This window comes from Paenibacillus sp. FSL L8-0158 (genome assembly GCF_038592965.1).
In the GTDB taxonomy this organism is placed as follows: domain Bacteria; phylum Bacillota; class Bacilli; order Paenibacillales; family Paenibacillaceae; genus Paenibacillus; species Paenibacillus polymyxa_D.
The window spans coordinates 2,100,009-2,112,620 of sequence record NZ_CP151949.1; the positions used below are offsets into that span (position 1 = coordinate 2,100,009).

The following is a 12,612-nucleotide window of genomic DNA, read 5'->3' on the forward strand; positions in this document are numbered from 1 at the left end:
ACCTTGTCGGGGAAGGAGCTGTACATGAGTATACAGCAATATACCGCAGGTGAATCGCTATTGATGCAAGCAGGAGCTTTGGCTGAATTAGTTACCCATAAGCAATACGAATTACAGCCCGATCTTTTGCAGCGTTTTGGGGATAACGGTAAAATAAAGACAAAACAGGATTCTATATATAGTTTGAACTATTTAGCTGAAAGTGTAATCATGAACAGCCCTATTTTATTTACACAGTATGTTTCCTGGTTAAAAAAGCTTCTGGAGGGTTTCGGCATAACCCAAGAAGATTTGAACATTAATTTCAGATTAATTCAGGAGACGTTGGTAGAGCACTTCGACCATACGGATAAAACCATGGTGCTGGAGCATCTGGATTCAATTTATTATTTCCAGCTTGTACCCTAGATGGATGGGGAGTGGAAGTAAGGAACGCTGCCTCGTGGCGGCGTGTGTAGGTAGCGAGCAGCATGAAATTGGTCTGCGTATGCTGGCTGATATATTTGAGATGGATGGTTGGGATACGTACTATTTAGGCGCCAATGTACCTAACCGGAGTCTGCTTCAGGCCATTGTGAGCTACAAGGCGGATGTGGTGGCTATCTCAGCTACCATGGCTTACCATGTCCATCTAGTGAAAGAGTTGATTGCTCTCATTCGGCAAGACCCAACGACTAGCCATGTGAAAATTATGGTCGGAGGCTTACCTTTTAATCTCGATTCCCACTTGTGGCAGGAAGTAGGGGCGGACGGATATGCACCAGGTGCGGAGGAAGCGATGGAGGTTGCAGGGGACTTACTTTCGCTCAGGAGATAAGGTTAGTTTTGTGAACCTGTTAGTCATTTTGTAAAGGGGGCCTTTTAATATGAAGGAACCGACAGCAGAAATGGCTGTCCTGCGGAAAACGGTCGAACAATTAACGGATGAGATTGTGAAAAGCAAGGCGGAGGAAGAAAAGCTGCTGAATGAATTTTCATCAATGAACAACGAGCTGGTCAATCTGCAGCGTCAGCTTGCCAAAAGCAATGCGGAATTAACACGGACGAAGGAAGAAGCGGTACGGGCTAATGACCTCAAGAGCACTTTTCTGGCTGTGGTTAGTCATGAATTCAGAACGCCAATGAATGGAATACTTGGAATGATTGAAATGTTAGGTTCATCCAAACTTTCCCCAGATCAACGGCAGGCCATCGGTGTCATACGTGAGTCAGCCTCTCTGTTGTTGAACATGATTAATAATCTGCTCGATATATCTAAAGTGGAAGCAGGACAGATGGAACTGGAGATCGGAAACGTCAGAGTTCAGGCGATTATGAGCCACGTTGCTCAGTTGTTGGAGCCACAAATCTATCAGATGGGTAACCGTTTGCGTATAGAGACCGATTCCGGTGTGGCAGAGCATCTGGAGGGAGATTCGGCAAGGATCATGCAGATCTTGCTCAATCTGTTGAACAATGCGAATAAATTTACCAGTGAAGGATTGCTCATCATTCGAACAAAATTAGTGGAGGAAACAAAAGATTCCCAACGTGTTCGGTTTGAGGTGCAGGATTCAGGTATTGGGATTTCACCGGAGGATCAGAATAAGCTGTTTCAGCCTTATGTACAAGCCGGTGAAGGCAGCGCCTCCCAATATGGAGGAACGGGTCTGGGGCTATGGATATGCAGTTCATTTGTGGAACTCATGCAGGGAGAAATTGGGGTCGTCAGTAAAGAAGGCCAAGGCTCTACGTTCTGGTTTGAAATTCCCCTCATGAAAGGATCGGAGCAGGCAGACGAAATGGAGAAGCATGAAAATGGTGATTTGAAGGCATTTAGCGAGTTGCTGCGTGAGCATAGTCATTCTCAAACTATTTTGGTGGCTGAGGATAATCGGGTGAATCGGCAGGTGGTGCAATTACAGCTTAATCACTTGGGATTCCAGCATATTGATTTTGCTGAGGATGGACAAGCTGCTGTAAGAGCGGCCTCCGAACGATCCTACGCTTGTATTCTAATGGATCATCATATGCCTCTGCTGAATGGTCATGATGCGGCAAAAGCGATCCGCCAGCGAGAAGCAGAAAACCAGCAACCACCTGTACCGATTATTTCTTTGACCGGTAATGTGTCCGAGGAGGATCAGGCACGGGGGCGGGAGGTTGGAGTGAACGATTACTTGATGAAGCCAGTAACGATTGAAAAGCTCTCTGAAAAGCTTGTAAAATGGCTTCCAAAGCCGGAAACCGAGCCGATTTTGGATGAGGAAGTTATACGTGAAATTATGCTGCTGGATGAGGATGGCAGCACGGGACTACTGGAGTCATTGGTCGAAATGTATACAAGTGATACACCTGCCAAAATCAATAAGTTAAATGAACTGGCTGCTGCGGGCGAAGTCACAAAAGTAGTAGAGGCTGCTCATGAGTTGAAATCAGGCAGCGTGAGTCTGGGTGTCGGGCGTTTGTCCTCGTTGCTGTCCGATATTGAACAGCTTGCACGGGAGAACCGACTCGAGAATGCGAAAGCGAAGTTGTCTGCGCTCCAATCTGTCTATCAAGCAACGTGTTTAGAACTGGAACGCTATATTCACCAGCGCTAGACCGTTTTCCCCCCTTATTAGACTTTCACGCGAAAGGAGAACGTAAGAGACATATATGAAAGAACAGTTGCGTTCCATTCACCCGCTGGCCTGGACGATTATTGTCGGTACTATTTTCGGGCGGATGGCGACATCCATGAGCATCCCGTTTTTGTCAATTTACCTTACCACCCGTTTAGGGGTGACCCCCTTTCATACGGGGGTGATCGTGTCGGTAAGCTCGTTGGTCGGCATTTTTGCCAGCTTTTACGGTGGATATATTTCAGATCAAATCGGACGGCGTAAGGTGATGTTGGTGTCCATTGCGATCTGGGCGCTTGTATTCGTTGCTTTTGCGTTGGCGGAAGCGGCCTGGGCCTTTTTTGTCATTAATGCTCTGAATGGACTGTGCAGGTCCTTATTCGAGCCAACCTCGCGGGCGCTGTTATCAGATGTAACCCCCAAGGAGAAAAGACTGCTTATCTATAATATGAGATATGCGGCCATTAATGTTGGGGTAGTAGCAGGGCCGTTGCTTGGTTTGATGTTAGGATCTGCATCCAATGGTACGCCGTTTATGGTAGCTGCTGGTGTGTACGCACTATACGGGGTACTGTTGTTGATCCAATTTGCCCGTTATGCATCGGATCTGCATATAGGTACAACGGCGGGAGAGGCTCCACTGCGAATGGCTGAGGCATTCCGTACAGCCAGCCGTGATCCGGTGTTTATGCCGATTTTGCTGGGAACGGTATTTTGTGTGATGGGCTATGCGCATTCCAATTCCACAATGCCTCAATTCTTGTCCTTATCCTTCGCGGAAGGAACTCGATGGTTTACATATATGCTGACGGTCAACGCGGTTTGTGTATTGGCATTTCAATATCCGCTGGTGCGGCTGGCAAGCCGATTTTCCCCGGTGAATTCCCTGATTGCAGGGAATATATGTATTGCGGTCAGCCTGTTGCTGTGCGGTATGCTAAACTCAGGCTGGATGTTTATACTGGATATGGTGCTGTTTACGGTTGGTGAAGTGTTATTGTTCACGATGCTGGACGTATTGATTGACCAAATTGCAGATGCTCAATATAAAGGGACCTACTTCGGTACAATCGGCTTTAATAATTTGGGAAGCGTGCTGGCTCCTTTATTTGGTGGCTGGTTGCTGGATATCTATGGTCAAACGGCTCCGCTTGCTGTTTTTGTTCCGGTTGCCCTGTCGGTTGTGATTGGCATTCCGTTCCTTCTGGTCGCACGCCGCCGTCTGGTGCAGCGTACAGCACGGATTGTGGCTCAAGGAGGAGAATCGGTGCAGCAACTGTCATCATAAAAAGGGAGTTGAGTGCAGGATGAAGTCGGAAGAAGATGTGCTACGAATCATACAATATATGAATGATCCGCAGGTGCTGCAAGACTTGCGCTATGTGCGAGAGCTGAAGTTGCCGCAAGGATGTATTGCCGCAGGCTATGTACGTAACCGGGTTTGGGACAAGCTCCATGGCTATACAACGGCTACACCTTTAAACGATATTGATGTTATCTATTTTGACCCGAAAAATACGCTAGAGGAACGAGATGAGTATCTAGAGTTGTCCTTGAACCGTAAGCAGGCCGGACGTAACTGGTCTGTCAAAAATCAGGCTCGGATGCATTTTCGCAACGGGGAGGCTCCTTATTCCTCGGTAGAGGATGCGATGAGCCACTGGCCAGAGACGGCAACGGCGGTGGCGGTTAGATTGAATGACAAGGATCAAATAGAGGTCATTTGTCCGCATGGATTGGAAGATCTGCTGGATATGCGGGTACGACAAAGTCCTTTGTTTCGTCACACAACGGCTTATCGCCAGCGTGTATTTGAGAAGCAATGGCTTGATAACTGGCCGTTGCTTATAATGGAGAATTAGAGTGTAATCCTAATTTTAGGATATTAAGGAGAGACGACAAACAATGTTTAAAAATATAAAAACAGATTCAGATCGTGAGGAAGTTCTGGAGCTGTTAACCTACGCCGTGCTGGATCACCCTGAACACGGAGAAGCAGCTTTACGTACCTATCAAGCCTCGGATGACTGGAAGCTGTTCGGTGTAGAAGATGAAGGGCTTATTGTAGGTATTGTCGGCTTTGAGGAGCAGGAGGATGGAACAACCGTAATTCGCCATCTGGCCGTGTTGCCTGAAAACCGTCATAGAGGATATGCCAGAGGTATGCTACTTACGCTCATTCAGGAGCGTAATCCGAAACGGCTTACTGTGGACACGGATGCGGAGGGGGCGGATTTTTTCCGCAACGTGGGCTTTGCCGTGTATGGATCAGAGGATTTGACGGATGGTGGGCAATTCCATTGTGTATATGAAATAGACGAAGAATAAACGAATCTCCGGGTCCCGCGTCCCTCTTTCTACATAAGATATGTTATGCAGAAAGAGGGAGGTGGGTTTCATTGGCGTACCACTACACAGCGATTGGAGATTCTTTAACAACAGGTGCAGGGACGTTGCTGAGCGGCGGATTTGTACCTATCTATCGGCGAATGGCAGAAAGACATCTTCGTACGCCAGTCAGCTACGAGAATCTGGGAATTAACGGGCTGACATCGCAGGAGTTGCTGTCCATGGTCCGCAACAATCCACTTTTTCGGTCGGCGATCAGCCGGGCTGAACTTATAACGGTAACGATCGGCGGGAATGATCTGCGCCCATACATCAGCGCCCTTGCTGGGTCTGGCTTGTCAGGTTCTTCCATTCCGCAAGCGCTGAATCACACAAAAGAACATGTACGTCAAATTGTACATGCCCTGTATCAGATAAAGTCCGGTCAGCGTGAGCCATTTATCATTCGAATGGTGGGATTATATAATCCTTTTCCAGAAGTAAGGGAGGCGGGAGTATATGTGCGTCAGTACAACTCGTTTCTCTATACATTGGGCGGACCAAATTACCGGGTGGCGAACATTTACCCCGCATTTGAGGGCTATGAACGGGCACTGCTTTCGTTAGATCGGGTGCATCCGAACAGTCGTGGTTATCGCGTGATTGCGGAAGAGCTGAATCGGCTTGGTTACGCACCGTTACGGTGAGCGTGAGAGGATGCTTTGGATCGGACAAAGTATATTAAAGAAAGAGGTTCATGATGGCAGTAGAAACTGACCATCATGAACCTCTTTTTATGCATTTCGGTGTGCTAAATCTCCAATACAGCCTTCAGCTTGGTACAGTCTTCCAGCAACTCGGGCAGCTGCCCCAAAAATAGAAGGAGGGCTTTCACGTGAGCTATTTCCACGTTTTCTTCCAAGAGCTCACGCTGTAATCTGCTTAGGATTTGCACATATTCATTCCGGGTAGCTTCATTTAATTTAGTTTGTTTCAGAACCGTATCTATACGTTGCAGTGCATAGGAGATTTGTTTTCCTTTGGTCCAGATTTGATCAGAATCTTCATAGAATACGGAATCGCGGCCCCACATGATTTGATGTTGAACATCAGGGCTCAACATTCCTTGTGCCAGTATATCCGTAATGCTGACGATAAATTCAGCCAGTGTTTGATGCTCCGTCGAGGACAGTTCTGAATCGCTCATTCGGAAGGAATTAATAATGATACTTTTGATGACAAAATTGATATCGTGCGCATAGTCACGTATAGATTGTCCATAAGCATCAATTAAGAAATCAACCATCACGTTAGACAAATAATGTTCAACACGATCAATGGCTTGTGCGATTTTTTCTTCCTTAGAACCGATTAAAGGGACGGAGTATACCAGCAAATGAACTTTATTCTTATAAATCCGGCCCAGCGCAATCAAATACAGTTGTCTCAACTTTTCACGGGAAGGTAGCTGGTGCTTCAAATAAAGTTCTTTAATATCTGCATCAAGAAGTTTTTCAATCAGGACGATTGTCCCCAGCAGCAACTCTTCTTTACTTTGAAAGTATTTATAAAAGGAAGCCTTGACCATCCCGCTTTTGCGGGCAATTTCATCCACCGAGGTGGCATCGTACCCTTTTTCAGAAAACAGGGAAAGGGCGGCATAGATAATATCTTCACTCGTTATTTTTTTCATTGTACCCCCAATTTTTTGCTCTGTCTCTTTAATTTCCAGCGGGCAATAACCATATACAGGGACGGAACCACAAACATCGTAAGAATGGTCGAGTACATCAATCCAAACATAATGGTATACGCCAGCGGTCTAAACATAAGCTCTCCAATAAGCGCAATCGGAATCAGACCGACAATGGCTGTCAGTGAAGTAAGCAATATGGGACGGAAACGCGCTTTGGTCGCTGCAATAACCGCCTCCTTCAGTTCGATCCCTTCACGTCTTGCATCCTCAATAAACTCAATCAGCACAATGCCGTTACGTACGACAATACCTGCCAAGGTCATTAAGCCCAACACGCCCATAAAAGTAATCGGTGTATTTAGAATGAACAAGCCAAGAAATCCGCCTGCTGCTGCCATATACACGGTAGTCAATATGATGAGTGGAGTCGAGAAAGAATAAAATTGCAAAAAGATCAGCATGAAGATTAATAGGATGACGACAACATATAACCATCCTATTTCTGATAAAATGTCATCTTGTCCTGAAATCTCGCCGCCAATTTCCCAAGTGTAGCCTGGAGGAAATTTAATGTCCTGCAATTTAAGCTTGACATCCTTCATGACTTCGGAAGCTGTACGGCCGTGAACTTCAGCTTCAACAGTAATCGAACGCTTTAAATTATAATGGTTAATTTTTTGTGTTGCAAAGGATGGTTTCAACTCAGCCAATTGAGATAAAGGGATTTGAACACCATTGGCATTCGTCACATTCAATTGCTGAAACAAATTTTCAGGATTTTGATCGGTTTGGCTTAGCTTCAGCTTAATATTGATCAAATCTTTCCCCGTATCAAATCGGCTAAAGCTCACGCCATTACCCATTAACAAGAGTGTACGTGTCAGATCATTATTGCTAATCCGATATTGATCCATCGCTTGTTTATTGATTTGGAAATCCAACGTATAGCCTTCATTTTCCATATTGTCTTGTATGTCCTGTGTTCCTCTGGTAGCCATAATGCCTTCTTTTAACTGCTGTGACAACGAACGCAGCTGACCTACATCATTGCCTAAAATCCGAATGGAGATCGGCTTACCGAGAGGCACCCCCACTTTGGCTATTTTCAAGGAAATGGAATGACCCGGATAACGATCCTTTAGGATGGAGGACCATTTGACTGCCATTTCATCGGGATCAAATACACCTTCTTCCCCAACAATAGCAATCTGACCCACGGTTGTGCCTGTTTTGGCGTCAGCGGTCATATCTTGAAACAACTGGGGAGCGTCGCCGCCAGCCGCATAACTGATCGTTTCCACATGAGGCTGCTGCTTCACCCATTTGGCAATATCCTCGGTGACCCGCTTGGTTTCTTCTATAGAAGTACCTATGGGCATACGCACATTAATGCTTAATTGCGGATCGTCTGTTCTGGGGAAGAGGTCGATCGGAATCAGAGCAAGTACACCGTACAGTGAGGTGCTGATCAATAATCCTAATGCAGCATATAATCCAGGTCGTTTAATCACTTTAGGAATAAGCTTGCCGGCATATGCGTTACGAAGAGCATCAATTTGTTTTCCCAGCAGTCCCGGCGGCTTCATGGTGGAGTTGGGCGTTTTTTGACTTCGTTGTCCATACCATTCTCTAAAGATTGGGATGACGGTAAAGGACATGAGCATGGAAGCCAATAACGTAAAAATAACAGCAAACGGTAATGGTTTGATAAGGGAGCCTGCATCGCCTGATAAAAAGAACAGCGGGGCAAAGGAGGCTACAGTTGCCAGGGTTGCGGTCAAAATGGAAATGGAAACTTCTTTCGTTCCATTTAATGCTGCTATCTTGGGGCTCTCACCCAAGGTCATCATTCTGCGTTCAATATTATCATTAATCACCACAGCATCATCGACTAGAATCCCCATTACAATAATGAGGCCGATGACGGTAACTTGATTCAGCGTTACGCCGAGTATAGGAAGAATAATGAAGCCTATGGCAATCGAAATGGGAATAGCCAGTGCGACAAAGGAAGATGTGACCACATTCAATCCCAATGTACATACAATAACAACAGCTGCAATAGCAAACAGCAATTCACGGGTCAAGCCATGAAAAATATGATCAATCCGCTCGGTCTGTGAAAATAACGTATTCAGTTGAAACGTATTAGGCAGATCCGGTTTTAACAACTGCATTTCTTGATTTACTTTACTATAAATCGTGTCTACGTCCGAACCGGTATTACCGTTAAGCGTCAGTGTAATAGCGGGTTTACCGTTAAAAAAGGCCATGTAACTGCTGGTATTTTGCGTAAGTAAAACGCTGCCCACATCACTGAGATACACAGGAGCGCCACTTTCAGTTTTGGAAATAATGACCTTACTCAAATCTTGAGCATTCTTGGACTGCGTCACATTCATTCGGTATGTGCGTTCGTTGTAATCCAGATTGCCTATCGGATATTGCTCATTTTCCTTCTGCACTGCACTCATGAGCTGTTCCCAACTGATATGGTACTGCTGGAGCTTTTGAGCATCAATCTGAATCTGAACCTCTTGATCCGGTAATCCCTTGATTGTTACTTCCGATACACCGTGAATGGTTTTTAATTGATCCTTCCACGATTTCACCATATCATTTAGTTGATACAATTGCTCCACAGAGTCCCCCGTGATGGCGTAGGAATGGATAAATACCTTATTCAAATCATCGTTAACGACAGGCTTTTGAGCATCTGTGGGCAGAGAAGACTGGACATCGTTCATTTTTTTGCGTAATGTATCCCAGACTTCTGCGGCATTGGCGTTGCCTTCTGTCTCAATGATAATTGTCGAAAGTCCATTTTCGGATGTAGAAGAAATCTTTTTAATATGATTGATTTCTTTCATTTTTTGTTCCAGAGGCTTCGTGACCGTTTGTTCTACCTTTTGGGGTGTAGCTCCAGGGTAGAGGGTCGTAACGACAGCGGTTTTCTTGATAATATCCGGCGTTTCCTGGCGGGGAAGCTGGGAGACACTATACAGCCCGGCAACAATTGCCATGATAAAAATAAAGAGGGTCAGTTTTTTCTTTTTGATAAAATATGCAATCATTTGCTCGTTCCCCCCGTGATCTGAACGGGCAGCCCATCGTAGATCAGGTTTACTCCGGTGGTAACGATACGATCCCCGACATTCAGCCCCTTGGTAATTTCAAGCTTATTGTTGGACATCTGACCGACATTCACGACCGTCTTGACCGCCTTGTTGTTCACCACTTTATAGACAAAAGTATCTGTACCGTTATTAATGACGGCCTTGGCTGGGAGCAAAATTTGCTCACTTTGGGTCAATTGGCGGTCTGCCTTTACGACTTGTCCCGGGGCCCAATCATGCTGGGTGTTAGGAACAATCACTTCCACGTTGATACTGCCCGTATTGGTGTTGGTGGCTGGATAAATTTTGCTGACCGTTCCTTCTCTGTTCTCATCGTACAATTGAAGCTGGACTGTCTGACCTTGCTTCCAGTTCGTGATTTCATGATCGGGAACAGGGAGCAGCACCTTGAGCTTGTCGATTTGTCCGATACGATATACCGGCTGTCCAGCGTTCGCCAATTGTCCCACCGTTGCCTTTTTCTCCAGAATAACGCCGGAAATGGGGGCTTTTAAAGCTGTCTTGGAGAGGGAAAGTTCGGCTTGCTTTTTGGCAATGACCGCCTGTTGATATGCCGCAGTAGAGTTATCTTTGGAGGCTTCTGCCTGTTCCCTCGCGGCGATGGCAGACTCTTTCCCGGCTTGGGCTTGCCGCAAGCTGGATTCTGCCGATTGCCGATCTTCTAATGTGGCTCCCTCCTGTATTAAGGAGAGGGCTTCTTGCGCGTCCTGCAGATCCTTGGAGGCGTTGGTTAAAGCGAGCTGTGCATTTTCATAATCGTTTTTGGTCGCAGCCCCCTGATTATATAAAAGCTTGGTGCGTTCAGCGGTGGCTTGTGCTTTAGTCAAAGCGGACTGCGCTCTTTGCACTTTGGTACGGATCTGTGTTCTTTCCTGCTCGCGGGCGCCCTTATTTACTTTGTTGACTCCAGCTTGAGCTGCTGCTTTTTGCGCATCAGCGGATTGAATGGAGGCATCTGCGCTTGAAATAGCGGCTGTTGCATTTTTGATGCCAGCCTGTGCTTCAAGAATAGCTGTATTAGCCTGCTCCAGTTGTAGCTGGTAGCTGGATGGATCAAGCTTCGTCAAGATCTGCCCCTGGGATACAGAGTCTCCTACGTTTACAAGTGTGTCACGTATCAGACCAGATAACTCGAACGATACGGTGGTGTCTTCATAGGGCTGAAGTGTGCCTGAAAGGTGAAAAGAAGTCGATAGCGGCTCATTTTTGACAACGATTGCTTCCACCTTTTGCTTTTGTTGTTCTGCTGCTTCATGATTACTCGATCCTGTAGATGAGCAAGCTGAGGTAAACAGAAGAATGAATATGGCAGATATGTAAAGACTGGATTTCAACAAGATGATCATCCTTCCTATTTTTGTACTTCGTAGTTTATATATAAACTCACTAGTTCATAGACGGATTATATGACTCGATTTGTGGCATGTCAACAACTGATTACAAAAAAAAACTAAATTCAGGAAGCGAAAGAGAGCCTATTCAGGTCCGTGGGAGTACATAGTGGACAAACGTAAAAACGACCTTTCTCAAAAGAAGAGAAAGGTCGTTAAGAAAATAAATATAACCTGTTTAGCCGATTAATTTACGGAATAAGCTGCGCGCAGCCCACTTGCGCTCACTTCGTTTGCGGTATTTGGGTAGAGAACGATAGACGGCAATGGACTGGTTAAAGGCTACAGTGGCTTCATCCTTGCGTCCTAGCATACGGTACATCAAGCCTGTCAGATAATAACCCTCGCTGGAAGAAGACTGAATCTCCTGAAATTGCTGCAGATAATAAAGCGACTTATTGACGTCACGTTCCTTGAAAGCAGCGGCTAAATGCAAATAAGGCTCACCGTACTGTACCCGCGGGTTAATATCCAGTGCTTTTAGTAAATGTTGTTCTCCATCCTCCAGATGGTTTGTATGTACTTCAGCCGTTCCCCGTGCGTTCCAATAGTCTGCTGAGTCTTCATAACGGGATTCAATTACCAATAAAAGCTCCAAAGCCTGCGGATACTTCTTGCTTTCGATCCAGATACGAGCCAAATCGAACTTGGCAGCCACATCGTTGGTGTTTAGCGTAATCTGTTGGCGCAATCGAGCGGCATTGCGTCTTCTTTTCCATGGTTTGCTGATGCTGGGCAATACACCGACAAAGCTGCGATCCAATATATAGATTACGATTAAGAGTACGAGCAGCGCCAGAAACGGGTTGCCGAGCAAACTCCATAGTAAAGAGAAAATTAAAAATTTCCCAATCATTTTTCTCCAATCCTCCTGTGCATGTAACCATCCATACTTTCCACATTATAGCATAGTGTTACTTTAAGGGTCATTAGCACGATGAGATTATTAGGGTTGTTAGATGAGACGAGAAGAAATGTATTTATTTATGATGTTCGATGTACAGTTTTACTAGAAAAGCGACTTTGGAACGATGGTAGCTCTCTACCTCGGTAGGGGACTTGTACGTGCTTTTGAGATAACAGTGGGCACAAATGTAAGCTCCTTTGGAAATAATGATCGAATCCGTGGAATGGCAGAGTACACAACGTTCAGGTTGATGCTTGTGGAAATGTCGCATGTTCAAAGATTCCTCCTTGTATGTACATAGACGGCTATGTTTCTTCCTGAATGCCAAGGTATTGGGATACCAGTCTCCTGTGTCGCTTGGCCTTTCTTGTACCATGAATGAGATTGGATAGCCGGGAAGGCGGAATTTGATACAACTCACAAAACGTCTGCTGATCCATCTGCCTTTCTACAAGTTTCTGCTTGATCACCCATCCAAAGGGTGTTACAGGATGTTTCTTATTGTTGTTCAATGGATTCACCTTTTCTATATATAGGTTGAAAAATTAGT

Annotated in this window: 11 protein-coding genes and 1 pseudogene; 6 read left to right on the forward strand and 6 right to left on the reverse strand. The window is 45.6% G+C overall.

The window, feature by feature from the left end; genetic code table 11:
• The first annotated feature begins 24 nt into the window (after positions 1–24).
• The 6 genes and pseudogenes from NSQ68_RS09680 (at position 25) to NSQ68_RS09705 (ending at position 5,638) form a co-directional block, all read left to right on the forward strand.
• Positions 25–817: pseudogene (locus tag NSQ68_RS09680) on the forward strand (cobalamin B12-binding domain-containing protein).
• Positions 818–866: 49 nt separating this feature from the next.
• Positions 867–2,582 (forward strand): ATP-binding protein, encoded by a 1,716-nt coding sequence (locus NSQ68_RS09685; RefSeq protein WP_342428707.1) that lies wholly within the window; start codon positions 867–869, stop codon positions 2,580–2,582.
• Between the two features lie 55 nt (positions 2,583–2,637).
• A complete protein-coding gene (locus NSQ68_RS09690; protein ID WP_342428708.1) occupies positions 2,638–3,891 on the forward strand; it encodes an MFS transporter in 1,254 nt (417 codons plus the stop codon).
• 19 nt (positions 3,892–3,910) lie between these two features.
• The gene (locus NSQ68_RS09695; RefSeq protein WP_342428709.1) at positions 3,911–4,465 is read left to right on the forward strand and encodes a nucleotidyltransferase family protein; all 555 of its coding nucleotides are present in this window, start codon (positions 3,911–3,913) and stop codon (positions 4,463–4,465) included.
• Between the two features lie 43 nt (positions 4,466–4,508).
• Positions 4,509–4,931 carry a GNAT family N-acetyltransferase gene (locus tag NSQ68_RS09700; protein WP_342428710.1) on the forward strand — a complete coding sequence of 141 codons (423 nt, stop codon included), beginning with the start codon at positions 4,509–4,511 and terminating at the stop codon, positions 4,929–4,931.
• A gap of 71 nt (positions 4,932–5,002) precedes the next feature.
• The gene (locus tag NSQ68_RS09705; RefSeq protein WP_342428711.1) at positions 5,003–5,638 is read left to right on the forward strand and encodes a GDSL-type esterase/lipase family protein; all 636 of its coding nucleotides are present in this window, start codon (positions 5,003–5,005) and stop codon (positions 5,636–5,638) included.
• A gap of 104 nt (positions 5,639–5,742) precedes the next feature.
• Here NSQ68_RS09705 and NSQ68_RS09710 read toward each other — a convergent pair whose 3' ends face one another.
• The 6 genes from NSQ68_RS09710 to NSQ68_RS09735 form a co-directional block, all read right to left on the reverse strand.
• Positions 5,743–6,624: a helix-turn-helix domain-containing protein gene (locus tag NSQ68_RS09710; RefSeq protein WP_342428712.1), complete on the reverse strand. Its 882-nt coding sequence runs from the start codon at positions 6,622–6,624 to the stop codon at positions 5,743–5,745.
• Positions 6,621–9,701 carry an efflux RND transporter permease subunit gene (locus NSQ68_RS09715; protein WP_307349717.1) on the reverse strand — a complete coding sequence of 1,027 codons (3,081 nt, stop codon included), beginning with the start codon at positions 9,699–9,701 and terminating at the stop codon, positions 6,621–6,623. The genes NSQ68_RS09710 and NSQ68_RS09715 overlap by 4 nt, the downstream gene beginning before the upstream one ends.
• Entirely contained in the window at positions 9,698–11,101 is a 1,404-nt protein-coding gene (locus tag NSQ68_RS09720) for an efflux RND transporter periplasmic adaptor subunit (RefSeq protein WP_342428713.1), read from the reverse strand. Before NSQ68_RS09720 ends, NSQ68_RS09715 begins: the two co-directional genes overlap by 4 nt.
• Before the next feature lie 232 nt (positions 11,102–11,333).
• Positions 11,334–12,011, reverse strand: coding sequence for a tetratricopeptide repeat protein (locus tag NSQ68_RS09725; protein ID WP_307349721.1), 678 nt, complete (start codon positions 12,009–12,011; stop codon positions 11,334–11,336).
• 124 nt (positions 12,012–12,135) lie between these two features.
• Positions 12,136–12,339 carry a hypothetical protein gene (locus tag NSQ68_RS09730; protein ID WP_342428714.1) on the reverse strand — a complete coding sequence of 68 codons (204 nt, stop codon included), beginning with the start codon at positions 12,337–12,339 and terminating at the stop codon, positions 12,136–12,138.
• A gap of 28 nt (positions 12,340–12,367) precedes the next feature.
• Complete coding sequence (locus NSQ68_RS09735) at positions 12,368–12,574, reverse strand: hypothetical protein (protein WP_342428715.1); 207 nt, start codon at positions 12,572–12,574, stop codon at positions 12,368–12,370.
• Positions 12,575–12,612 lie beyond the last annotated feature (38 nt).

What these genes read in the sequence shown, in the direction of transcription:
- NSQ68_RS09690 (WP_342428708.1), top strand. Translation starts at nt 2,638, where the DNA reads ATGAAAGAACAGTTGCGTTCCATTCACCCGCTGGCCTGGACGATTATT.
- NSQ68_RS09695 (WP_342428709.1), top strand. Translation starts at nt 3,911, where the DNA reads ATGAAGTCGGAAGAAGATGTGCTACGAATCATACAATATATGAATGAT.
- NSQ68_RS09700 (WP_342428710.1), top strand. Translation starts at nt 4,509, where the DNA reads ATGTTTAAAAATATAAAAACAGATTCAGATCGTGAGGAAGTTCTGGAG.
- NSQ68_RS09715 (WP_307349717.1), bottom strand. Translation starts at nt 9,701, where the DNA reads ATGATTGCATATTTTATCAAAAAGAAAAAACTGACCCTCTTTATTTTT.
- NSQ68_RS09710 (WP_342428712.1), bottom strand. Translation starts at nt 6,624, where the DNA reads ATGAAAAAAATAACGAGTGAAGATATTATCTATGCCGCCCTTTCCCTG.
- NSQ68_RS09685 (WP_342428707.1), top strand. Translation starts at nt 867, where the DNA reads ATGAAGGAACCGACAGCAGAAATGGCTGTCCTGCGGAAAACGGTCGAA.
- NSQ68_RS09725 (WP_307349721.1), bottom strand. Translation starts at nt 12,011, where the DNA reads ATGATTGGGAAATTTTTAATTTTCTCTTTACTATGGAGTTTGCTCGGC.